Source organism: Streptomyces sp. CNT360 (assembly GCF_000424785.1).
Map to the genome: position 1 here is coordinate 338,463 of NZ_AUKO01000004.1, position 23,382 is coordinate 361,844.

Annotated in this window: 20 protein-coding genes; 3 read left to right on the top strand and 17 right to left on the bottom strand. The window is 71.4% G+C overall.

All coding sequences use genetic code 11. From position 1 onward, the window contains the following. Positions 1–189: 189 nt before the first annotated feature. Positions 190–1,098: a 5'-3' exonuclease gene (locus tag H297_RS0111700; protein ID WP_027737197.1), complete on the top strand. Its 909-nt coding sequence runs from the start codon at positions 190–192 to the stop codon at positions 1,096–1,098. A 144-nt stretch (positions 1,099–1,242) separates the two neighbouring features. After that, complete coding sequence (locus tag H297_RS0111705) at positions 1,243–2,115, top strand: siderophore-interacting protein (protein ID WP_037793759.1); 873 nt, start codon at positions 1,243–1,245, stop codon at positions 2,113–2,115. 390 nt (positions 2,116–2,505) lie between these two features. On the opposite strand, the gene H297_RS0111710 is transcribed toward H297_RS0111705, so the two are convergent. From H297_RS0111710 to H297_RS0111760, 11 genes are all read right to left on the bottom strand, one after another. Beyond that, the gene (locus tag H297_RS0111710) at positions 2,506–5,313 is read right to left on the bottom strand and encodes a DEAD/DEAH box helicase (protein WP_027737199.1); all 2,808 of its coding nucleotides are present in this window, start codon (positions 5,311–5,313) and stop codon (positions 2,506–2,508) included. An 87-nt stretch (positions 5,314–5,400) separates the two neighbouring features. Then, on the bottom strand, positions 5,401–6,327 hold the full coding sequence (locus H297_RS0111715; RefSeq protein ID WP_027737200.1) for a diacylglycerol kinase: 927 nt from the start codon (positions 6,325–6,327) through the stop codon (positions 5,401–5,403). A gap of 17 nt (positions 6,328–6,344) precedes the next feature. After that, entirely contained in the window at positions 6,345–7,322 is a 978-nt protein-coding gene (tatC, locus tag H297_RS0111720; protein ID WP_027737201.1) for a twin-arginine translocase subunit TatC, read from the bottom strand. A 122-nt stretch (positions 7,323–7,444) separates the two neighbouring features. Beyond that, complete coding sequence (gene tatA / locus H297_RS0111725) at positions 7,445–7,729, bottom strand: Sec-independent protein translocase subunit TatA (RefSeq protein ID WP_027737202.1); 285 nt, start codon at positions 7,727–7,729, stop codon at positions 7,445–7,447. A 235-nt stretch (positions 7,730–7,964) separates the two neighbouring features. Then, positions 7,965–8,201, bottom strand: a complete 237-nt coding sequence (locus H297_RS0111730) for a hypothetical protein (RefSeq protein WP_027737203.1) — start codon at positions 8,199–8,201, stop codon at positions 7,965–7,967. A gap of 115 nt (positions 8,202–8,316) precedes the next feature. Beyond that, a complete protein-coding gene (locus tag H297_RS0111735) occupies positions 8,317–9,279 on the bottom strand; it encodes a WYL domain-containing protein (protein WP_027737204.1) in 963 nt (320 codons plus the stop codon). A 15-nt stretch (positions 9,280–9,294) separates the two neighbouring features. Then, positions 9,295–10,335, bottom strand: a complete 1,041-nt coding sequence (locus H297_RS0111740; protein ID WP_027737205.1) for a WYL domain-containing protein — start codon at positions 10,333–10,335, stop codon at positions 9,295–9,297. A 306-nt stretch (positions 10,336–10,641) separates the two neighbouring features. Beyond that, positions 10,642–11,016 (bottom strand): FKBP-type peptidyl-prolyl cis-trans isomerase, encoded by a 375-nt coding sequence (locus H297_RS0111745; protein ID WP_027737206.1) that lies wholly within the window; start codon positions 11,014–11,016, stop codon positions 10,642–10,644. A 147-nt stretch (positions 11,017–11,163) separates the two neighbouring features. Beyond that, complete coding sequence (locus H297_RS0111750) at positions 11,164–12,144, bottom strand: FKBP-type peptidyl-prolyl cis-trans isomerase (protein ID WP_027737207.1); 981 nt, start codon at positions 12,142–12,144, stop codon at positions 11,164–11,166. Between the two features lie 189 nt (positions 12,145–12,333). Continuing rightward, entirely contained in the window at positions 12,334–13,695 is a 1,362-nt protein-coding gene (gene pafA / locus H297_RS0111755; protein ID WP_027737208.1) for a Pup--protein ligase, read from the bottom strand. A gap of 9 nt (positions 13,696–13,704) precedes the next feature. Further along, on the bottom strand, positions 13,705–15,045 hold the full coding sequence (locus H297_RS0111760) for an MFS transporter (protein WP_027737209.1): 1,341 nt from the start codon (positions 15,043–15,045) through the stop codon (positions 13,705–13,707). Positions 15,046–15,143: 98 nt separating this feature from the next. Here H297_RS0111760 and H297_RS35895 point away from each other — a divergent pair, with 98 nt between their 5' ends. Next, positions 15,144–16,271, top strand: coding sequence for a LacI family DNA-binding transcriptional regulator (locus H297_RS35895; protein WP_106959603.1), 1,128 nt, complete (start codon positions 15,144–15,146; stop codon positions 16,269–16,271). Here the strand turns inward: H297_RS35895 and prcA are convergent, their stop codons facing one another. The 6 genes from prcA to H297_RS0111800 all read right to left on the bottom strand — a co-directional run bounded on the left by prcA (position 16,272) and on the right by H297_RS0111800 (position 23,154). Further along, complete coding sequence (gene prcA, locus H297_RS0111770) at positions 16,272–17,024, bottom strand: proteasome subunit alpha (RefSeq protein ID WP_027737210.1); 753 nt, start codon at positions 17,022–17,024, stop codon at positions 16,272–16,274. It abuts the gene before it with no gap. A 45-nt stretch (positions 17,025–17,069) separates the two neighbouring features. Further along, positions 17,070–17,915: a proteasome subunit beta gene (gene prcB / locus H297_RS0111775; protein ID WP_027737211.1), complete on the bottom strand. Its 846-nt coding sequence runs from the start codon at positions 17,913–17,915 to the stop codon at positions 17,070–17,072. Positions 17,916–18,195: 280 nt separating this feature from the next. Further along, positions 18,196–18,414 (bottom strand): ubiquitin-like protein Pup, encoded by a 219-nt coding sequence (locus H297_RS0111785; RefSeq protein ID WP_027737212.1) that lies wholly within the window; start codon positions 18,412–18,414, stop codon positions 18,196–18,198. Between the two features lie 157 nt (positions 18,415–18,571). Further along, entirely contained in the window at positions 18,572–20,083 is a 1,512-nt protein-coding gene (dop, locus tag H297_RS0111790; protein WP_078513925.1) for a depupylase/deamidase Dop, read from the bottom strand. A 228-nt stretch (positions 20,084–20,311) separates the two neighbouring features. Next, complete coding sequence (gene arc, locus H297_RS0111795) at positions 20,312–22,075, bottom strand: proteasome ATPase (protein ID WP_027737214.1); 1,764 nt, start codon at positions 22,073–22,075, stop codon at positions 20,312–20,314. A gap of 518 nt (positions 22,076–22,593) precedes the next feature. Further along, positions 22,594–23,154 (bottom strand): hypothetical protein, encoded by a 561-nt coding sequence (locus H297_RS0111800; protein ID WP_027737215.1) that lies wholly within the window; start codon positions 23,152–23,154, stop codon positions 22,594–22,596. Between the last annotated feature and the right edge of the window lie 228 nt (positions 23,155–23,382).

Genomic DNA, 23,382 nt, shown 5'->3' on the forward strand with positions numbered 1-23,382 from the left:
CGTGACGTGCTTCATAGCGGAGATACGGCAGCAAGAGCGGATGCAGCGCCTCCATTTGTGCCCAGGCAGCCGCCACCGCGCCACACACGGGCTGTCGGTACCGTGCGGCATCATCGGCCCGTGAACATCACCGCAGCGAACACCGCAAACGGGACCGGCGCGGAGCAGCCCCCCGAGGGCCCCCGGCTGATGCTCCTGGACACCGCCTCGCTCTACTTCCGTGCCTACTTCGGCGTCCCGGAGACCGTCCGCGCCCCCGACGGCACCCCCGTCAACGCCGTGCGCGGACTGCTCGACTTCATCGCCCGACTCGTCCACGACCACCGCCCCGACGCGCTGGTGGCCTGCATGGACGCCGACTGGCGGCCCCCGTGGCGGGTCGAGCTGATCCCCTCCTACAAGGCACACCGCGTCGCGACGGCGGTCGAGGGCGCCCCCGACGAGGAAGAGACCCCCGACACGCTCGGCCCCCAGGTCCCCGTGATCGACCAGGTGCTGGACGCCCTCGGCATCGCCCGCCTGGGCGCCGAGGGGTACGAGGCCGACGACGTGATCGGCACTCTGGCCACCCGCGCCGGCGGCCCCGTCGACATCGTCACCGGCGACCGCGACCTCTTCCAGCTCGTCGACGACGCCCGCGGGGTGCGCGTGCTCTACCCCGTCAAGGGCGTCGGCAGCCTGGAGACCTACGACGGCGCGGCGCTGCGTGCCAGGTACGGCGTCACGGGCGGCGACGGCTACGCGGACCTGGCGGTGCTGCGCGGCGACCCCAGCGACGGGCTGCCCGGGGTGCGGGGCGTCGGCGAGAAGACTGCGGCCAAGCTCCTCGACCAGTACGGCGACCTGGCCGGTGTCCGGGCGGCCGCCGCCGACCCCGTCTCCCGGCTCACTCCCGCCCAGCGCACCAAGCTCCACGAGGCCGCCGACTACCTGGATGTCGCACCCGCCGTCGTGCGGGTCGCCCGGGACATCGAGCTCCCGGATGCCGACCTCACGCTGCCGCGGGTCCCGCGTGCGGCGGCGCAGCTGGAGGAGCTGTCGGAACGCTGGGGGCTGGGCGGCTCGCTGCGGCGGGCGGTCGCGGCCCTGGCGGGCTGAAACGGCGCACCGGGCCGGCACCGTTGCGGGTGCCGGCCGTCCCACGCGTACCCGGTCCCGCCCCGGACACCGGATCCGTGTCGCATCCGACTGGTAACTTAGGTTTGCCTAAGTTACGGTGCACGCAGAAGGTGATCCACATCCATGGGAGGCCCCGTGCCCGACCGCCCGGCCCGACCGGCCCGCAAGAAGCCGCAGCTCCGTCACGCCCGCGTGGTCCGCACCGAGCGGCTCACGCCGCACATGGTGCGCGTCGTCCTGGGCGGCGAGACCCTGGCGGGCTTCCCGGCCGGTGAACACACCGACCACTACGTCAAACTGCTCTTCCCCGTTCCCGGCGTGGCCTACCCCGAGCCGTTCGACATCGAGCAGATCCGCGCCGAGCTGCCACGCGACCAGTGGCCCGCCATGCGCACCTACACCGTGCGCGCCTGGGACCCGGAGGCACGGGAGCTGACGATCGACTTCGTCGTCCACGGGGACGAGGGGCTGGCAGGCCCCTGGGCGCTGAGCGCCGCCCCCGGCGATCTGCTGCGCTTCCTCGGCCCCGGCGGGGCCTACTCTCCCGGCGCCGACGCGGACTGGCACCTGCTCGCCGGGGACGAGAGCGCCCTGCCCGCCATCGCGGCCTCGCTGGCCCGGGTGCCCGCGGGCGCTCCCGTGCGGGCCTTCATCGAGGTGGCGGGCCCGGAGGAGGAACAGCCGCTGGCGACGCCGCAGGGCGCGCAGATCGTATGGCTGCACCGCGGCGACGCCCCGGTGGGCCGGCGTCTCGTCGAGGCCGTCCGGGAGCTGGAGTTTCCCGCGGGACGCGTCCAGGCCTTCGTGCACGGCGAGGCCGGCTTCGTGAAGGAGCTGCGCGGGCACCTGCGCCTGGAGCGCGGTGTCGCGCGTGACCAGCTCTCCATCTCCGGCTACTGGCGGCTCGGCGCCGACGAGGACGGTTGGCAGGCCTCCAAGCGGGAGTGGAACGCCCAGGTGGAGGCCGAGCAGGAGAGCCAGCCGGCAGCGGCGTGAGACCCACGGGGGTCCGTCGTCACCGCCGCGATACCGGCCTCATCGCACCGGCGCCCCGGAAACGGGACGTCGGTGCTCACTGTCGGCACCCCGCACAGGGACACACTGGCAGCACCCCGCACAACAGCGCGTCCCGCACCATGCGGGTTCCGGCCGCCGCACCGTAGGGGGTGTCGGCCGCCGGGTGGCCGACGGACGGTGGCGGGCAGCCACCGCGATGCCGCCGGGTCCGCCCGTCCGCACGGGGCCCGGCATCCGGCTCGCCTCCGAGGCTCGCCGCGCACCAAGTGCCCGGCGGTGGGCACGCATCCGAGCCCGGCAGTCGACGCGCACCCGGTCGCCCGCTTCCCGGCGGCCACCACCGAGGCCGCAGCGGCGCCGGTGGGGCCCTCAGCCGACGCTGGAGTAGGCCACCACGCCCCGCAACATGCCCTCGATCGCCTTCCGCGCGTTCGTGGCCACCGTCCCCGAGCCGGGAGCGGCGGCGGCCAACTGCCCCAGGACGTCGATGACCTGCTTGCACCAGCGGACGAAGTCCCCGGCCGGCATGTCGGCCTCGCGCAGCACCTCGTCCAGACCGTGGCCGTCCGCCCAGCGGTAGGCGGCCCAGGCGAACCCGAGGTCCGGTTCGCGCTGGCCGACGCCCTCGGCCGCGCTGAGGCGGTGGTCCTCCTCCAGCGCGTCCAGGCGGCCCCAGATCCGGACCATCTCGCCCAGCGCGGCCCGCGTCCGGCCGCCCGGCATCTTCGGCGGCAGCGCGTCGTCCGCGCTGCGCGACTCGTACACCAGCGCGGAGACACAGGCCGCCAGCTCCGCGGGCGGCAGCCCCTCCCATACGCCCTCGCGCAGGCACTCGGAGGCCAGCAGGTCCAGCTCGCCGTAGAGCCGGGCCAGCACCCGGCCGTCCTCGGTGACATGGTCACCCGAGAGATAGCCGAGCTCCGACAGCAGGGAGTAGACCCGGTCGAAGGTGCGGGCGATGGTGTTCGTCCGGCCCTCGATGCGCCGTTCGAGCTGGCGGGTGTCGCGCGTGAGCCGCTGGTAGCGCTCGGCCCAGCGGGCGTGGTCCTCACGCTCGTCGCACCCGTGGCAGGGGTGCTGGCGGATGGCCTTGCGCAGCCGGATGATCTCCGGGTCGTCGGCCGCGTCCGAGCGCTGTTTGCGGTGGCGCTCGGGCGCGTGGTGGCCCGCCTTGGTACGCAGCGCGGACGCCAGGTCCCGCCGGGACTGGGGGCTGCGCGCGTTGAACGACTTGGGGATGCGCATCCGCTCCACCGGCTCGACGGGCACCGGGAAGTCGATCGGACCCAGCCGCTTGACCTGGCGCTGCGCGGTGAGCACCAGCGGGCGCGGCCCCTCGTGCCCGGCGCTGCCGTCGTACCCACGGCGGTGACCGGAGCCGCGGCCCCCCATGCCCGGGTCGAGCACCAGCGCGAGACCGGCGAACTTTCCGGTGGGCACGTGGATGACGTCGCCGGGCTTCAACCGCTCCAGGGCAGCGGCGGCCTGGGCCCGGCGCTGGTTGGCGCCCTGCTTGGCCAGCTCGGTCTCGCGCTCCTTGAGCTGCCGGCGCAGCCCCGCGTACTCCTCGAAGTCCCCCAGGTGGCAGGTCATGGAGGCGCGGTAGCCCGCCAGTCCCTCCTCGTTCTTCTGCACCTGCCGGGAGATGCCGACCACGGACCGGTCCGCCTGGAACTGCGCGAACGACGTCTCCAGCAGCTCACGCGAGCGGTGCCGGCCGAACTGCGAGACGAGGTTGACCGCCATGTTGTACGACGGCTTGAACGAGGAGCGCAGCGGATACGTACGGGCCCCCGCCAGCCCCGCCAGCGCGCCCGGGTCCATGCCGCGCTGCCACAGCACGACGGCGTGGCCCTCGATGTCGATGCCGCGCCGCCCCGCGCGACCGGTCAACTGGGTGTACTCGCCCGGGGTGATGTCGGCGTGCTGCTCGCCGTTCCACTTGACCAGCTTCTCCAGCACGACCGAGCGGGCGGGCATGTTGATGCCGAGCGCCAGCGTCTCGGTGGCGAAGACCGCCTTGACCAGCCCGCGTACGAACAGCTCCTCGACGACCTCCTTGAAGGTGGGCAGCATGCCCGCGTGGTGCGCGGCGATGCCCCGCTCCAGGCCCTCCAGCCACTCGAAGTAGCCCAGGACGTGCAGGTCCTTGTCGGGGATGTCGCGGGTGCGCTCCTCGACGATCTCGCGCACGCGTGCCCGGGCCGCGTTGTCGTTGAGCCGCAGCCCGGAGTACAGGCACTGCTGGACGGCGGCCTCGCAGCCCGCCCGGCTGAAGATGAAGGTGATGGCCGGCAGCAGCCCCTCCGAGTCCAGCCGGTCGATCACTTCCGGACGGCTCGGGGTCCAGATCCGGGCCCGCTGGCGGCGCTCCCGCTCCCTGTCGGCCTCCCGCTGCGGCCTGCCCCGGCGCCGGTCCCTGGGCAGCCTGCTGTTCTCCATCCGGGCCATCCGCACCAGGTCGGGGTTGACCTCGCGCTTGTCCCGCGACTCCTCGAACAGGTCGTACATCCGGCGCCCGGCCAGCACGTGCTGCCACAGCGGCACCGGGCGTTCCTCGGAGACGATCACCTGGGTGTCACCGCGCACGGTGTCCAGCCAGTCGCCGAACTCCTCCGCGTTGGAGACGGTGGCCGACAGGGAGACCAGCGTGACCGAGGCGGGCAGATGGATGATCACCTCTTCCCACACGGCCCCGCGGAAGCGGTCGGAGAGGTAGTGGACCTCGTCCATGACGACGTGGCCGAGCCCCAGCAGCGACCTGGAGCCCGCGTACAGCATGTTCCGCAGCACCTCCGTCGTCATCACGACGACCGGGGCCTCGGAGTTGACACTGTTGTCGCCGGTCAGCAGCCCGACCTTGGCGGAACCGTACCGTTTCGCCAGGTCGTTGTACTTCTGGTTCGACAGCGCCTTGATGGGCGTCGTGTAGAAGCACTTGCGGCCCTGGGTGAGGGCCAGGTGGACGGCGAACTCGCCCACGATGGTCTTGCCTGAGCCGGTCGGCGCGGCGACCAGCACTCCCTTTCCTGCTTCGAGGGCTTGGCACGCCTCGATCTGGAAGGGGTCCAGATCGAAGTCGTACATGTCACGGAAGGGGGCGAGAGCGGTGGACTGCTCCACGGCACGCTTGCGCGCCGCCGCGTACCGCTCCGCAGGGGACAGATCCTCGGTCATCGTGAGTACGAGCCTACCGGCCACCCCCGACAGCGCTCACGATCTTTACCGGCTGATGGGGCAAAGCCCGTGGTCAGAGCCGTAAGGTCAGTCCGTCGGCGGTTCGACGCCCGGCGCGGGACCGGCCGCGGTCAGCAGTCGCACCGCGCGGGGCACCGCCCGCGCGGTCAGCGGAAGCGGCCCGAACGGCTCGCCGTCCGCATAACCGGTCACCCCGGGCGCGTCAAGCGTCACACTCCGCGCACGGAAGGTGGTGACGGCCGGGTGGCTCAGGTGGGTGCCCTTGTAGACGCGCGGGAAGACCCGCAGCAGCTCCCGCCGGGTGCACTCCCCCACCACGGTCACCTCCAGCAGCCCGTCGTCCATCGCGGCGCGGGCGCACATCCGCATCCCGCCGCCGTAGGAGGGCCCGTTACCGACAGCCACCAGGGTCGCATCCAGCCGGACCGGCTCCTGGCCGTCGAGTGTGAGCGTGTAGGGCACCGTGTGCAGCGCGGCCAGTTCGGCCAGCACCGCGAGGTCGTACTTGAGGCGTCCGGACGGCCACCGCATCCTGTTGCCCCGGTCGCTGACCCGCGAGTCGAAGCCGGACGCCAGGACGGACCCGTACCACCGCTCCCCCACCCGGGCCAGGTCGAGCACCCGGTGGTGGCCGGCCTTGAGTGCCTCGGCGATCACGCGCCCGGCGGCGGCCGGATCCCGTACGGGAAGCCGGGTGGCGCGGGCGAAGTCGTTGCCGGTGCCGACGGCCACCACACCCAGCGGGGTGTCCGTTCCGGCCACGGCCTGGAGCGCGAGGGAGACCATGCCGTCCCCGCCCACGGCTGTCAGCGCTCCGGTGCCGCTCCGGACGGCTTCCCGCGCACGTATGAGTGCGTCGTCGGCGTCGGTGCCGACCAGGGTCCGCACGGCGAAACCGGCGTCCCGCAGGGCACGCGCCGCGGGCTGGGCAGCAGCGGCGCCGCGGCCCCGCCCGGCCGCCGGGTTGACGAAGAGGGTGATCTCGCTGGTCACAGGCGGACGATAACCGCTCAGGTGATGTCGTCGTAACCGTTTCGCCTGGTCGGACCGGAGCCGTCGGGGCCCTCGCCGTCGTCCGGCTCGGCGACCGCGCGCGGGCCCGGCAGCGCCTCGGCGGCCCCGACGCTGCCCGGGGCGTCGTCGAGCGGGGCGGCCTCGTCGTCGTCCAGCCCGGCGTACGGGTTGTGCCGCCCGCGCCTGCGGTCGTTGAAGAAGCAGATGCCGACGGCGCTGAAGTACAGCGCCACGATGGGGGCCGCCAGCGCGCACATCGTCATCGGGTCACCGGTCGGTGTGGCGACGGCGGCGAAGACGGTGATGCCGATGACCATCCCCCGCCACCAGCCCAGCAGCCGCTTCGCGGTCAGCACCCCGCCGAAGTTGAGCAGCACGAGCAGCAGCGGCAGTTCGAAGGCGAGCCCGAAGACGATCACCAGACGGGTGACGATGTCGAGGAAGTCGTCCAGCGGGATGAGGTTGCCTGCACCCTCGGGGCTGAAGTCCAGCAGCGTCTTGGCGGCCTTCGGCAGGATCAGGTACGCCAGGAAGGCACCGGCCAGGAACAGCGGTACGCCGGCACCCACGAAGGAGCGGGCGTACCGCTTCTCGTGCTTGTGCAGGCCGGGCGCGAGGAAGCCCCAGAGCTGGTAGAGCCAGATCGGCGAGGCGATGACCACGCCCGCCGTCAGCGCCACCTTCAGCATGATCGTGAAGGGGGCGATCAGGCCGTTGATGGTGATCTCGGCGCAGGTCTCGCCGTCCTTGGCGGCCTCGCCGAAACCCTTCGAGCAGCCGACCGACTCCCGCACCGGGTCCATCAGGAAATCGGCGATCTGCTTGTAGTAGATCATCGCCACGATGGTGACGACGAGAATGGCCAGCACCGACTTCATGAGGCGGTTGCGCAGCTCCCGCAAGTGGTCCGCGAGCGGCATCCGCCCCTCGGGGTCCTTCTGCTGCTTACCCTGCTTACGGGCAGACTTGAGCAACCCTCGTCCTCAGTCTCGAAGTGTCGGATACGGCTGTGCCCACCGCCGGGAGACCGGCGGCACCGGGCCACGGGCGGTGGAGACGGTCGGCACGGCCCGGCCGCGCGGCTCCGCGCCCCGGCTCAGCTCTGCTTGGAGGAGTCCGCCGGCTCGGAGACGGGGCGCGAGGTCGTGACGTCGCCCGGTGCGGCCTGGATGGTCTTGGCCGTCCCCTGGCTCGCGTCGCCACTCTTGTCCGCGTCGCTGTCGGAGGAGCCTTCCTTCTTCATCTGCTTGGCTTCGCTCTTGAGGATGCGGGCCGACTTGCCGAGCGAACGGGCCATGTCCGGCAGCTTCTTGGCGCCGAACAGCAGCAGGATGACAAGGAGGATCAGAACGATCTCCATGGGCTTCAAACCTGCGATCATGTGCCACTACCTTCTCGCCGGGGCGGCGGGTTGCTGTGCCTGCCGGATGCTGTGCCTGCGGGAACAATCGGTCCTGGCCGCATCGTGCTGACGTACCGGATCGATCGTAACCCTGTGGAGTGAACACCGGGCAATCCCCGTGCAGCCACCCGGTAGCACCCTCCACGCCTCGTCGGGACGACAACCGGCAGAATACCGCTGTCTCCCGCTCGTCTGGAGACCGCCTGCAGGCCGGTCACGTCTCGGACGTCCACTCCGGCTCCCGGGCCCGGCCCGCACCGTACCGGCCACCGCGCGCGGCCAGCGGCGACGCCGCCCGCTCCAGGTTCTCCGCCGCCCGCGTGATCTGCTCGGCGCCGTCACCGACAGCCCGCGAGAAGCGCTGGACCTCCAGCCCCACACGGACGGCGAGCACCCCGAGGACGGCGATCCCGCAGAACGCGAGCGCCAGGAAGAACATCGGCCACAGCATGCCCGCCAGCTTAGGGCGTCCCGCCGCCCCGACCGAACGGACCGGTTCCGCTTCGTACCCGCTCGACGAGGGGCACCCGGCTCCCACGCCGCGCCGCTTCCCGGTGCGGTTCCCGTCAGGCGCCGTACTCCGCCAGCGCCTTGCGTGCCGCTTCCCGAGCGCTGCGGGCCAGTTCCTCCGGGGCCGTGATGCGGCCGTCCGGACCCAGCCGGAGCGCCAGCCGGCGCAGGGACGCCGGGTCAGGGGTGCGCAGCGTGATCCGGAGCCCGCCGTCGGGCAGTTCCTCCGCGCTGTCGTACGGGTAGTACTCGGCGACCCAGCGGCCGCCCGGGCCGACCTCGATGACGACCTTCGGATCGGTGGCGGCGGGCTGCACCAGACCGGCACTCAGATCGCGGGGCTCTATCGGCGGAGGGTCGGACCGCTCGTCCAGCAGCTTGATCTCGGCGACCCGGTCCAGCCGGAAGGTGCGCCGCGCCTCGGACAGCCGGCACCAGGCCTCGACGTAGGTGTGGCCGACGGCGAAGAGCCGGATCGGGTCCACCTCGCGCTCGGTCAGCTCGTCCCTGGCCGGCGAGTAGTACCGGATCCACAGCCGGCGGCGCTCGGCGATGGCCCGGTCGACGTCGGCGAAGACGCCCCCCTCGGACTCGAAGGTGACCGAGAGCCGGGCACTGGCACCGGCGCTCTCACCGGCGGCCGTCTCCAGCTTGGCGGTGGCCCGCTGGAGGGCGTCGCGGTCGCTCTCCCGCAGTCCCGGCAGGGTGGCTACGGCGCGCGCGGCGACCAGCAGCGCGGTCGCCTCGTCGGCGGCCAGCCGCAGCGGCCGGGCGGTGTCGGCACCCAGCGCCTCGGTGTTGCGCCACCAGATGCGCTCCCCGTCGGTGTCGATCTCCAGCAGGTCGCCGCCGCGGAAGCTGGTGCCGCACATCGGCAGCACGTTCAGGTCGGAGATCAGCTCGTCCTCGCTGATCCCGAAGGCGCGGGCAACCTCTTCGACCCGGGCTCCCGGCCGGTCCTTGAGATAGGTGACCAGCGAGAGCATTCTGCGGGTCTGGTCGATGGCGTTGGCAGCCACGTGGCCCTCCTCCCCTCAGCCCTGGGCGACGGCACGCAGCCGTTCGATGACGTCGGCCCGCAGCTCGGCGGGTTCCAGCACGACGACATCCGGCCCGAACTCCACCAGCCAGGCGTCCAGTCCGTGCCCGTACGGGATCTCCAACTCGTCCCACCCGTCGCCGAGTTCCGTCAGGGTGCGGGCCCGGGCGCGCAGCGGGTAGCCCGCGCCTGCCCGCAGCCTGATCCGGGCGGTACCGGTCGCGCCCTCGCCCGCCCACCGCTCCACGGTCTCGCGCACCGTCACCTGATCGGGTACGGACGCGGTGAAGGCGCCGGCCCGGGAGCGGACCGGCCCGGTGATCCGGGAGAGCCGGAAGACCCGCTCGTCCTGCCGCTCACGGTCCCAGCCGGCCAGGTACCAGTGCCCGCGCCAGCACTCCAGCGTCCAGGGCTCGACCTGGCGCCGCTCGGAGCGGGCCGCGTTGGACTTGCGGTAGTCGAACACCACGGGGCGACGGTCGCGGCAGGCCAGCATCAGCGGTTCGAACGCGGCCTCACGCGCGGGAATGTGCGGCTCCAGCGTGCCGAGCTGCCGTTCGCCGCCCTGCTCCGGGATGCCGCCGGGCGGCATCCCGCCGGCCGCGTGCAGCTTCTGCAGGGCGCCGCTGGCCGCGGCGGCGAGCCGGGCCTGCTGCCAGACCCGGGCGGCCAGGCCGAGCGCGGTGGCCTCGGCGGCGTCGAGAGTGATGGGCGGCAGGCGGTTGCTGTCGCGACGGGCGACGTAGGCGGCCTCCCCGTCCAGGTTCTCGACCGTCTCGATGACCAGCCCCAGCTCCCGCAGGTCGTCCTTGTCCCGCTCGAACATGCGGTTGAAGGACTCCTCGGAGCCGGTGCTGCCGTTCGTGCCGGACGCGGCAGCGGCGTCTGCGGCGCCGTACGATCCGGCCTCACCCGGCCCGAAGGTCTCGACGTAGGCCTCGATCGAGCCGCGCAGCTCCCGTTTGGTCAGCGGGCGGCGGGCCCCCAGCAGGCACAGCGCCAGATTCATCAGCCGCTCGGCCTTGGCAATCGCCATGGGTTCCCTCGTGCCCTCTCTCATGCTGTTCTGGGCCCTCGACCGTACCGCCGGCACGGCGGGAGGCAAAAGCCGGGAGCCCCGCGCTGTGCGGGACTCCCGGTGGGTGTGGTAGCGGCACCGCCCACGGCCACCGCCGTCCGGCTGCCGCAGGGCCCGTCGACCCGGAGCTCCGCAGCAGGAAACGGAGCCGTCCGGGCGGGCCTCCGGCAGGCCCCGCCCGCGGAGCGCCGGGCGCAGGCACCGGACAGGCGCACGAGCGACGCGGACGCCCGGCGGTGCGCCGGACGGGCCCAAAGGCAGGGCTCAGACGGAGACGAGGTCGCAGACGAAGATCAGTGTCTCGCCCGGCTTGATGCGCCCGCCGCCCGCGCCGCGCTCGCCGTAGGCGAGGTGCGCGGGGATGGTCAGCCGGCGGCGGCCGCCGACCTTCATGCCCTGGACGCCCTTGTCCCAGCCCTCGATGACCTGGCCGGCGCCGAGCTGGAACTGGAGCGGCTTGCCGCGGTTCCAGCTCGCGTCGAACTCCTCGCCCGTGGAGAAGGAGACGCCCACGTAGTGCACGGAGACGTTGTCGCCGGCCTTGGCCTCGGGACCGTCGCCCTCCCACAGGTCCTGGATCTCCAGGTCGGCGGGCGGCGCGCCCTCGGGGAAGTCGACCTCGGGCTTGTCGATGCTCACGAAATTGCTCCTACGAACGAATCTGCGGGACAACCGCGCCAGTCTCCCACGGACGTGCCCCCGGTGCGCCCAGCGGCCGGTCCGTACCGGCGCACGCCCCGGACCGGCACGCACCGGCCGGGGGCGTGGCCGGTCCGAGGCGTGCGGTCACTTCACCTCGAGGACGTCCACGGAGAAGACCACCCCGTCCTTGAACTGCTTGCGCTGCTCCTTGGGGAAGGTGCTCTGCGGCACCGAGACGACCACCCGGCTGCCCGCCTTGGCGCCCTTGAGGCCCTCCGCCCAGCCGGGGATCTGCGCCACCGGGATCTCCTGCGGCGCGCCGCCCTGCGCCCAGGTGTCGTCCAGCTGCTTGCCGTTCTTCCAGGACTTGGCCGTGAAGTGCGCCAGTACGGTGCTCTTCTCGTCCACGGTCTTCTTCCCGTGGCCCCGCACGACCGTCTCGCTGATGAGCCGGCCGGGAGCCTCGTCCTTGCCCTTGGGCATGCGGATCGACGGCGCCTTGTCCTCGGCGACCTTGGTGCTGACCTTGGGGAGCCGCGGGTTCTGCGGGGTCTCCACAGGCTTGCCGTCGATCTTGTTGGGGGCGATCTTCTCCAGGTCGACGACGAAGACCAGGGTGGAGTTGCCGGGGATCGTCGGCGGCTGCCCCTTCTTGCCGTAGCCCTTGTCCGGCGGCGCGACGATCTCGACGCGGCTGCCGATCTTCTTGCCGACCAGCGCCTCGTCCCAGCCCTTGATGACCTTGCCGGCGCCGATCTGGAAGGTGGCGGGCGCCTTCCGCTTCCAACTGCTGTCGAACTCCTTGCCGTTCCACAGCTGGCCGACGTAGTGCGCGCTGACGGCGTCACCCTTGTGGACCTGCTGCCCGTCGCCCGTCTTGAGCACCTTCGTCTCCAGCTCGGAGGGCGGGTCACCCTTGCCCTTCTCGATGGAGGGCTTCTTCCCCCACGAGCCGCTCACCGCCGGGGGCTTGGCGTCGGAGGCGTCGTCGTCCCCGCAGGCCGCCGCCGAGGCGGCCAGCAGCGGGACGAGGAGAACCGCCGCGGCGCCACGTGCGCCGTGGCCGGAAAGGGTCCGGGAAGTCCGGGGGGTACGGGGGTTCGAATCCCCGGCAAAATGCAACATGTGTCCCACTCGCGGGTTTTAAGGGGTTTACGGTGCCGAAGCCTACGTTCGGGTAACGAGAGGGCCACCGCTCACGACACGGCAGCACCCCCGGTCGGTCGACCCCGCACCGACGACGGCCGGCGGCACCTCTCCGCGGAGGGGTGCCGCCGGCCGTGTCCCGCTGACTGCCGCGCGCCAGGCGCTGCCTCACATGCCGGCGATGAGCTTCTCCACCCGCTCGTCGACCGACCGGAACGGGTCCTTGCACAGCACCGTGCGCTGCGCCTGGTCGTTCAGCTTCAGGTGCACCCAGTCGACCGTGAAGTCCCGGCGCTGCTCCTGGGCCCGGCGGATGAAGTCGCCACGCAGCCGCGCGCGCGTTGTCTGCGGAGGCACCGACTTGCCCTCGAAGATCTTGACGTCGTTGCAGATGCGGGCCGCCTTGCCGCTGCGCTCCAGCAGGTAGTAGAGGCCGCGGCGGCGGTGGATGTCGTGGTAGGCGAGGTCTATCTGCGCGATCCTCGGGTGCGACATCGTGATGTTGTGCTTGTTCCGGTACCGCTCGATGAGCTGGTACTTCATCACCCAGTCGATCTCGGTGTTGATCTTGTCCAGCTCCTGGGTGCGCACCGCCTCCAGGGCCCGCCCCCACAGCTCCAGCACCTGCTCGACCCGCCCGGTGCGGATGCCGCGGCGGTCGCAGAAGTCCAGCGCCTTGTCGAAGTACTCCTGCTGCACCTCCAGCGCGGAGGCCTCACGCCCGCTGGCCAGTCGCACCTTGCGCTGCCCCGTGATGTCGTGGCTGACCTCCCGGATGGCCCGGATCGGGTTCTCCAGCGTCAGGTCCCGCATCACGGTGCCTGCCTCGATCATGCGCAGCACCAGGTCGGTGGCGCCGACCTTGAGCAGCATCGTCGTCTCCGACATGTTCGAGTCGCCGACGATGACGTGGAGCCTGCGGTAGCGCTCGGCGTCGGCGTGCGGCTCGTCACGGGTGTTGATGATGGGGCGCGAGCGGGTCGTCGCGGAGCTGACGCCCTCCCAGATGTGCTCGGCGCGCTGGCTGACGCAGTAGACGGCACCCCGCGGGGTCTGCAGCACCTTGCCGGCGCCGCAGACGAGCTGCCGGGTGACCAGGAACGGGATGAGGACGTCCGCCAGCCGCGAGAACTCCCCGTGCCGGGCCACCAGATAGTTCTCGTGGCAGCCGTAGGAGTTTCCCGCCGAGTCGGTGTTGTTCTTGAAGAGGTAGACGTCGCCCGCGATCCCTTCCTCGTGCAGGCGGCGTTCGGCGTCGACCAGCAGGCCTTCGAGGATGCGCTCACCCGACTTGTCGTGGGTGACCAGCTCGGTGACGCTGTCGCACTCGGGTGTCGCGTATTCCGGGTGGGAGCCCACGTCCAGATAGAGGCGCGCGCCGTTCCGCAGAAACACGTTGCTGCTGCGGCCCCATGACACAACTCGGCGGAAGAGGTACCGCGCCACCTCGTCGGGGGACAGCCGCCGCTGGCCCCGGAACGTACACGTGACGCCGTACTCGTTCTCCAGCCCGAAGATTCGGCGGTCCATGACTGAACATTACGCCTGCGGAGACGATCTGAAACCGGGTTCCGGCCCACCGTTCCGATCGGTTTCCGCACCTGGCAGGTCGGTTTCCGGCAGAGGCAGTGGTGTCGTCGGTGCCGTGGTGCCCGCCGCTGAGGGCGCCGCCGGGGAGGCCGCCACCACGCCGCGGTCGGCCCGTACCGGTGTCCGCAGGACGGGCCGCGCCAACAGCATGACGGCCAGCGCGGCGAGTCCGCCCGCACCCGCCAGTGCGAACCCGGCCCCTGTGCCGGCCCGCTCGACGACCGTGCCCACCGTCGCCGTACCCGCCGCGGCGCCCACCCCGAACGTCGTCACCAGCCAGGAGAACGCCTCCGTGACGGTGCCGGCGGGCGCGTGCCGGTCCACCACCACGAACGCGCAGGCCAGCGCAGGCGCCAGGAAGAGCCCCGAGAGACCGCCCAGCGCCACCATCGCCGGCACGCCCGGCACGAAGGCGAGCGGCAGGTTGCCGGCCGCGAAGAGCGCGACCAGCACCGCCAGCCGCCCCTCGTGGGTGCCCGGCCAGCCCCTCCCCCCGTAGCCGAGGCCGCCCACCAGGGCGCCCGCACCCTGGGCGGCCAGCAGGTAGGTCGACACCAGGGCGTCGCCGTGGTCGTCGGCGTAGGAGACGGCAGCCAGCGCGAAGGTGCCCAGCGCCAGCCCGACGAAGAAGAACGCCGCCAGCAGTACCTTCAGGCCCGGCGAGCGCAGCGCCCCCAGCCAGTGCGGGGTGCGCGGGGCGGAGCGCCAGCGGCGGGAGGGCGGCGAGACCACGACGGAGAGCGCGCCCAGGACGCCCAGCACGTTGACGACCAGCAGCGCGGCGGCCTCGTTCCACCCGGCGACCAGCAGGGTGACCAGCAGCGGGCCGGCCGCGAACATCACCTCCTGGGCGACCGCGTCCAGCGCGTAGGCGGTGTGGACCTGCTCCTCGCGCCGCAGCACGCTGGGCCACAGCGCCCGCAGCCCGCCCTCCAACGGCGGCGTGAACAGGCCGAAGACCAGGACGCAGGCGTAGGCGAGGGGCAGCGTGCCGATGCCGGTGAGGGCGAGTGCCGCGGCCCCCACCGCCGAGACCGCCGCGGCGGGCAGCATCACCCGGGGCTGTCCGAACAGGTCCACCAGGCGGCCCAGCATCGGCTGGCCGAACGCGGTGGCGAGCCCGTAGACCGCCGAGAGCGCCCCGGCGAGCGCCATGCTGCCGCCTTCGGCGTGGACGTACAGCGCGATCGCCAGCGGGCCCGTGGCGTTCGGCAGCCTGCCCACCAGCGTTCCTGCCAGCAGCCGCATCGCGTGTCTGGCCCGCAGCAGTTCGGCGTACCCGGTCGCCATCCGCTCCACCCCTCAGTTTGTCGGCGCTGCTCTCGTTTTACGTATAACTGCGCCGTCATACGTACCATGCGGGGCGAGCCGGGGTGAAGGAGTTTCTCGTGGCAGGACCGAACGCAGCGGGCCACTCGGGCGGTCCGGGCCGCACCCGGCCCACCGGACACGACGTGGCCCGCGCGGCCGGGGTCTCCCAGGCCACCGTCTCGCTCGTCCTGGGCGGCAAATGGGAGGGCCGGGTCGCGCCGCGCACGGCCGAGTCGGTGCGTGCCGCCGCCCGCGCACTCGGCTACCGCCCCAACCAGGCCGCCCGCACCCTGCGGCTGGGCCGTACCCGCACGGCGCTGCTCGTGGTGCCCGCGCTCACCGGGGAGTTCTTCGCGGCCGTGCACCGGGGGGCCGTCGAGGTCGCCACCGCGCACGACTTCGGGGTCGTGCTCTACCCCTCGCCCGAGGGCGTGGACGCGGCCCCCGACCCCTTCGCCTCCGCCCGCACCGCCCTGGACGGCGTCATCGCCTCCTCCATGGCGCCCGAGGCGCTCGCCGCCCTCCGCGGCGACGGGCTGCCCCTGGTGATGCTCGACAGCGACGAGGGAGCCTGCGACGCGACCGTCAACGTCGACATCGCCGACGGCATGCGGCAGGTGGCCGCCCATCTGCTCTCGCTCGGCCACCGCCGCCTCGCCCACCTGGCGGCCGACGTGGACTCCTGGACCTTCACCGCACGGGCCCGCGCCCTGCGCGAAGCCACCAGGGCGGGCGGCGGTGACATCGTGCGGATCCAACGGGCGCCGCTCTCGGTGGCGGGCGGCCTGGAGGCGGCCACGCGAGCGCTGACGGCCGAGGCCGGTCCCCTGCCGACGGCACTGGTGTGCGACGACGATCTGCTGGCCGCAGGGGCGTTGAAAGCGGCGCGGCGGCTGGGCCTGCGGGTCCCCGAGGAGGTGTCGGTGGTCGGCTTCGACGATCTGACGCTGGCCAAGGCCGTGGAACCGGAACTCACCACTGTGCGGCTGCCGGCCGAGGCGGTCGGTGCCGCCGGGATGCGGGCCCTTCTGGCCGTGCTCGACGGGCACGGGGCCGCGGCAGTTCGGTTGCCGGTGCGTCTGATCGAGCGCGCTTCGAGCGGCCCGTGCCCCTGCCCTCCGGCTGCGTCCCGGGGCCGGAAGGGTGCGGCCCGCTCGGCCGCCGGACGGACTCCTCCGAGCCCGCCCGACGACCCGACAGCGTGACTACTCCTCGTCGGAGGAGGTGTCCGAGGAGTCCTCCCTGGGTTCCGGGGTGGAGGTCTCCTCCAGCAGGCGGGTCACCTGGGCAGCCGGGACCCGCCTGAACTTCCGCTTCTGTGCGCGCTGGCGGTCCAGCACGGCGACCTCCAACTGGTCGGTGGACAGCGTCCGCTCGCTCCCGCTGCTGTCCCGGCCCAGCGCCTCGGCCCCCAGCTTCAGCGCCTCGCCCAGCGACATTCCCTCCCGGTGCCGCTGGTCCATGTAACTGCCGATCTGGTCCGAGTTGCCGCCGACGGCAACCGAGCCGTGCTCGTCCACGATGGAGCCGTCGTGCGGCAGGCGGTAGATCTGGTCGTCCTCGGGGGCCGCACCCACCTCGGCGACGATCAGCTCCACCTCGTAAGGCTTCTCCGCGTTGGAGGAGAAGATGGTGCCCAGCGTCTGGGCGTAGACGTTGGCGAGGCCGCGCGCGGTCACGTCCTGGCGGTCGTAGGTGTAGCCCCGCAGGTCGGCGTAGCGGACACCGCCGATGCGCAGATTCTCGAACTCGTTGTACTTACCGACCGCCGCGAAGGCGATGCGGTCGTAGATCTCGCTGACCTTGTGCAGTGCCCGAGAGGGGTTCTCGGCGACGAAGACGATGCCGTCCGCGTACTGCAACACGACCACGCTGCGGCCGCGCGCGATGCCCTTGCGGGCGTACTCCGCGCGGTCGGCCATTGCCTGCTGAGGCGACACATAGAACGGCGTCGACACCGGCTATCCGTCCCTTCCTGTCCGTATGGATGCGATGTCCAGGGCCTAGGAGACCGGGGCCTGCGGGCCGTTGGGCTGCTGGAGGCGGCCGTCGTAGACCGCCTGCGCCAGTCCGGAGACCTCTTCCTCGCCGAGCCTGCGGTAACCGTCCTGGGTGATCGTCGCCACGATCGGGTAGATCCGGCGGGTCATGTCCGGACCGCCGGTGGCCGAGTCGTCGTCCGCGGCGTCGTACAGCGCCTGGAGGACGACGGTGGCGGCCTGCTCCTCGGTCATCTCGTCCCGGTAGAGCTTCTTGAGCGCTCCGCGGGCGAAGACCGAACCCGAGCCGACGCCCGCGAAGCCGTACTCCTCCGAGCGGCCGCCCGTCACGTCGTAGGAGAAGATGCGCCCCTGGCCCCGGTCCACGTCGTAGCCGGCGAACATCGGCACCACGGCGAGCCCTTGGAGGGCCATTCCGAGGTTGCTGCGGATCATCGTGGAGAGGCGGTTGGCCTTGCCCTCCAGGGAGAGGGTGGAGCCCTCCACCTTCTCGAAGTGCTCCAGCTCCAGCTGGAAGAGCTTGACCATCTCCACGGCCAGGCCGGCGGTGCCCGCGATGCCCACGGCCGAGTACTCGTCGGCCGGGAAGACCTTCTCGACGTCGCGCTGGGCGATGACGTTGCCCATCGTCGCCCGGCGGTCCCCGGCCAGGATCACGCCGCCGGCGAAGGTCACGGCCACGATGGTGGTGCCGTGCGGCACCTGGACAGCGCCTTCCACGGGCGGCAGCGACCGGTTGCCCGGGAGCTGCTCGGGTGCGTGGGTGTTCAGGAAATCCGTGAACGACGACGACCCCGGCGTCAGGAAGGCAGCAGGTAGACGCCCGGTGCTCCGGCTTTCGGCTTCCACACGTTTCCTTCCTTGTAGGTGGCCGCCCGTCGCACGACGTGCGGCCGGCCCTCGAACGGCCCCCGCTACGGTGCAGCGGGGGGAACGGTATGCCCGGGACCTTACCCGTCACATGATCGTGGTCCACATGACAGCGTGATCCGCATGGTCCGCGAACCGGCGGTCCGTCCCCGGCGGCACCCGGAGGGGCGCCGGGGACGGACCGGACCGAAGGCCCGGGCCGCCACGTACCGCGCTGTGCTCCATGAACCGGCGGTGCTCCTTCATCTCGAAGGGAGAATCACTGCCCGCCCTTTTGCACGAAGGAGCGCACGAAGTCCTCGGCGTTCTCTTCGAGCACGTCGTCGATTTCGTCCAGTACCGAGTCGACGTCCTCCGAGAGTGCCTCCTGGCGCTCCTTGAGGTCCTCCGAAGCCTGCGCGTCCTGCGCCTGCTCCTCGGTCTCCTCGGTGTGGCGGGTGGACTTCTGCTGTCCGCCGCCCGTGTCCTTGGTCGCCATTTCCCTCACCCCGCTCGGTTCGGTGGTGTACGCGGAACGTACAAGATCAGACCCTACAAGCCGGGACTGACATCGGCCCCTTGGTTGCTTCAACGTCCGGGAACCACCTCGATGATTCCCGTTCCGCGGGCCGAATAGCCGCGATCCAGCTTTCCCGTCAGTTGCCCGACAGCACTTTGACCAGCTCTTCCGCCGTCCGGCAGCGGTCCAGCAGGTCCTTGACGTGCTCCCGGGTACCCCGCAGCGGCTCCAGCGTGGGCACCCGTTGCAGAGAGTCACGGCCAGGCAGATCGAAGATGACCGAGTCCCAGGAGGCGGCGGCCACGTCGTCGGCGTACTGCTCCAGGCAGCGGCCGCGGAAGTAGGCGCGGGTGTCCTCCGGGGGCTTGAAGGCCGCCTCCTTGACCTCCTCCTCCGACAGCAGGCGCTGCATCGTGCCCCGGGAGACGAGCCGGTTGTACAGGCCCTTGTCGGGGCGCACGTCCGCGTACTGGAGGTCGACCAGGTGGAGCCTGGGGGCGTCCCAGTCGAGCCGGTCGCGGCGGCGGTAGCCCTCCATCAGCTCGCGCTTGGCGACCCAGTCCAGCTCCCCGGACAGGCTCATCGGGTCGCGCTCCAGCTTGCCGAGCACGTCCTCCCAGCGGGCCAGCACGTCCCGGGTCTGCTCGTCCGCGTCGCCGCCCCACTTCTCCTCGACGTACTTGCGGGCCAGCTCGTAGTACTCCATCTGGAGCTGGACCGCGGTGAGTGTCCGGCCGTTGCGGAGCGTGATCAACTGTTCGAGTGTCGGGTCGTGCGAAACCTGGTGGAGGGTGCGCACCGGCTGATCGACGACCAGGTCGACGGCGATGAAACCGTCCTCGATCATGGACAGCACCAGCGAGGTCGTGCCCAGCTTGAGGTAGGTGGAGACCTCCGAGAGGTTCGCGTCCCCGAGGATCACGTGCAGGCGCCGGTACTTCTCGGCGTCGGCGTGCGGCTCGTCGCGGGTGTTGATGAGCGGGCGTTTGAGGGTCGTCTCCAGCCCGACCTCGACCTCGAAGTAGTCGGCCCGCTGGCTGAGCTGGAAGCCGTGCTCCCCGCCGTCCTGACCCAGTCCTACGCGGCCGGCACCGCATACGACCTGGCGGGAGACGAAGAACGGCGTCAGGTGCCGCACGATGTCCGAGAAGGGGGTCTCCCGCTTCATCAGGTAGTTCTCGTGCGTGCCGTAGGAGGCGCCCTTGTTGTCGGTGTTGTTCTTGTAGAGGTGGATCGGGCTGGTGCCGGGCACCTCGGCCGCACGTTCGGCGGCCTCGGCCATGATCCGCTCCCCCGCCTTGTCCCACAGCACCGCGTCCCGCGGGTTGGTGACCTCGGGGGCGCTGTACTCGGGGTGGGCGTGGTCGACGTAGAGGCGGGCGCCGTTGGTGAGGATGACGTTGGCCAGCCCGATGTCCTCGTCCGTCAACTGGCTGGCGTCTGCCGTCTCGCGGGCCAGGTCGAAGCCGCGAGCGTCCCGCAGCGGGTTCTCCTCCTCGAAGTCCCAGCGGGCACGCCGCGCCCGTTGCATCGCCGCCGCGTAGGCGTTGACCACCTGGGACGAGGTGAGCATGGCATTGGCGTTGGGGTGGCCCGGCACGGAGATCCCGTACTCGGTCTCGATGCCCATTACGCGCCGTACGGTCATGCTGCCCTCCTTGCCTGACGGCGGCCCGCCGGTGGGCCACCGTTCAAGTCCCGCTGCGCGTCCGTCCCGCGTGCGGCCCCCTCCCGCCCACTGCGCGTCCCGGCGGTAAGGACGAGCCTATGACGTGCGGGCCCGGGGCGGCAGATCACTTGGCGGACTTCCTTGGCGCTGGGAAACGATCCGGCTGCGGGTACCCCCGCCGGGGACCCGCAGCCGGACTGGTCCTCGTTACAGGTACTGGCCGGTGTTGGCGACGGTGTCGATGGACCGGCCGGTGTCCGCCCCCTGCTTTCCGGTGACCAGGGTGCGGATGTAGACGATCCGCTCGCCCTTCTTGCCCGAGATGCGGGCCCAGTCGTCCGGGTTGGTGGTGTTGGGCAGGTCCTCGTTCTCCTTGAACTCGTCCACGCAGGCGGAGAGCAGGTGGGAGACGCGCAACCCCTTCTGGTTCTGGTCGAGGAACGCCTTGATGGCCATCTTCTTGGCGCGGCCGACGATGTTCTCGATCATGGCGCCGGAGTTGAAGTCCTTGAAGTAGAGCACTTCCTTGTCACCGTTGGCGTAGGTGACCTCGAGGAAGCGGTTCTCCTCGGACTCCGCGTACATCTGCTCCACGACCGACTGGATCATGGCGTCGCAGGCCGCCTCGGCGTTGCCGCCGTGCTCGGCCACGTCGTCCGCGTGCAGCGGCAGGTTCGCGGTGAGGTACTTGGAGAAGATGTCCTTGGCGGCCTCGGCGTCCGGGCGCTCGATCTTGATCTTCACATCGAGGCGTCCGGGGCGCAGGATCGCCGGGTCGATCATGTCCTCGCGGTTCGAGGCACCGATGACGATGACGTTCTCCAGGCCCTCCACACCGTCGATCTCGGACAGCAGCTGCGGGACGATGGTGTTCTCCACGTCCGAGCTGACGCCCGAGCCACGGGTGCGGAAGAGGGAGTCCATCTCGTCGAAGAAGACGATGACGGGCGTGCCCTCGCTGGCCTTCTCCCTGGCCCGCTGGAAGACGAGGCGGATGTGCCGCTCCGTCTCACCCACGTACTTGTTGAGCAGCTCGGGGCCCTTGATGTTGAGGAAGTAGCTCTTCCCCTGGGGCTTGCCGGTCACCTCGGCGACCTTCTTGGCCAGCGAGTTGGCCACCGCTTTGGCGATCAGCGTCTTGCCGCAGCCGGGCGGGCCGTAGAGCAGCACGCCTTTCGGCGGGCGCAGTTCGTGTTCGCGGAAGAGGTCGGGGTAGAGGTAGGGGAGCTCGACGGCGTCCCGGATCTGCTCGATCTGACCGCCGAGGCCGCCGATCTTGGTGTAGTCGATGTCGGGGACCTCTTCGAGGACCAGCTCCTCGACCTCGCTCTTGGGCACGACCTCGTAGACGTAACCCGAGCGGCTCTCCATCAGGAGGGCGTCCCCGGCGCGGAGTGTCGTGTTCAGCAGCGGCTCGGCGAGCCGCACCACGCGCTCCTCGTCCGTGTGGCCGACGACGAGCGCCCGCTCTCCGTCGTCCAGAACTTCCTTGAGGGTGACGATGTCACCCGCGCGCTCGAACTCCATGGCCTCGACCACGTTGAGCGCCTCGTTGAGCATGACCTCCTGGCCGCGCTCCAGCTCTTTGAGCTCGACGTTCGGGCTGACGTTCACCCGCAGCTTGCGGCCGCCGGTGAAGATGTCTGCGGTGTCGTCCTCGTTGGACTGCAGGAAGACGCCGAAGCCGGACGGCGGCTGGGCGAGCCGGTCGACCTCCTCCTTGAGGGCCACGATCTGGTCGCGTGCCTCGCGGAGCGTGTTGGACAGGCGCTCGTTCTGGGCGGACACGCCGGCCAGATTGGTCTGCAGCTCGACGATCCGCTCCTCGAGAATACGAGTGTGACGCGGAGAGTCGGCGAGCTTGCGGCGCAGGACGGCGATCTCCTGCTCAAGGTAGGCGATCTGGCCGGTCGGGTCATCGCCCCGACCGGGCCGGATGCCGCGGTTGGTGTCGTCGTCGTGGGCTGCCACGGTCCTCACCTCCTCCAGGGGGAGCTGGACGCTTCGACCCTACCTGGGCCGGTGCGGGTTGAAACCCCTAGATCACAAAGACGGTCGGGGTGTGTCCGATCTTCACCCTTGCGCACTCCCCTCAGCACTGGGAATACCCATCCACAACCATCTGAAAGCGAGCGGTTGTGGTGGCGAGATGTTCAACACCCTTCAGGGGCGGCTGTATTTCGCCATTTCGCCATTGCGCCGTTTCGCCATTGCGCCACTTCACCTTCCACCACCTCGCCGTCCCGGTTACCCGTTCCGCGCGATGCCGCCGGGACAGCGGCGAGGACGGAGGGGAAACGCCCGTGCGGAACAGGGGCGAGGGGCGACGCCGGCGCAAGGCCGCAAGCGCGGACCCCGGGCGGGGGAAGCGGCCTCACCGGGCGCCGGTCCCCTCCGTCCCAGGGGAGGTGCCGCAGCGCCGCGGTGGCGCCCAGGCGCGGAGTCGAAGGGACTCGCGGCGGACCCGGCGCGGTGGTCGGGGGCCGCTCTCAGATGCTGACGCCGCCGCCGGCGACCGGGGCCGCGCGCAGGGCGAACTTCCCGTCGCGCCACTCCCACTTGACCTTGCGCCGCTTGTCCGGGCAGCAACGGGGCACATCGGGCGAGGAGTAGCCGAGGAGGGTGGCCGAGATGCTCCTGCCGCGGACCGCGAGGTCGTCGACCGACATGCCTTCCTTCTGCTCGACGAGGGTGGCGGCGATCCGCGGCTGCTCCGTACCGGCGGCGCGGGCGAGGACGTAGACGGCGCTGGGCGGGGTGCCGCCGTGTGCCCGGCAGCGGACGACGGCGACCGTCTCGGCGGCGCCGTCGTCGTCGAAGTCGGCGCTCGCCGCATCGAGTACGTCCGTCCCGGCGCCGCCGCGGCCGCAGTCGAGGGGGTAGTGGGCCCGGTCCGCGTCGGGGGCCGGTGCGGCCTTGTGCGGGGAGGAGGGGGCCGGGGTGGCCGTGGCGGGCTGGAGGAGCGCGGTGCCGCCGAGCACGGCGGCGAGGGCGGCGGCGGTGGCGAGCCAGTGGACCGTGCGAGAGCGGGTGTGGGGCAGTTCCGTCACGCGGGGTGACTCCTGTGTGCGGTGACGACGGTGCGGGAGGAGGAGGCGCGATGAGGGGTCGGTACGGGAGTACGGAGGAGGAGGTGCTTCGCATCGTGCCACAGGTCACACCGAGACGGAACGCCCGGGTCCCCTTCGGATCGTTCCGGTACACCAACGCCGCTGCCCCGCACCCGGGTTCGGCCCGGGTGCGGGGCAGCGGCGTGTCGTGCGGGAGAGCTCGGCGGG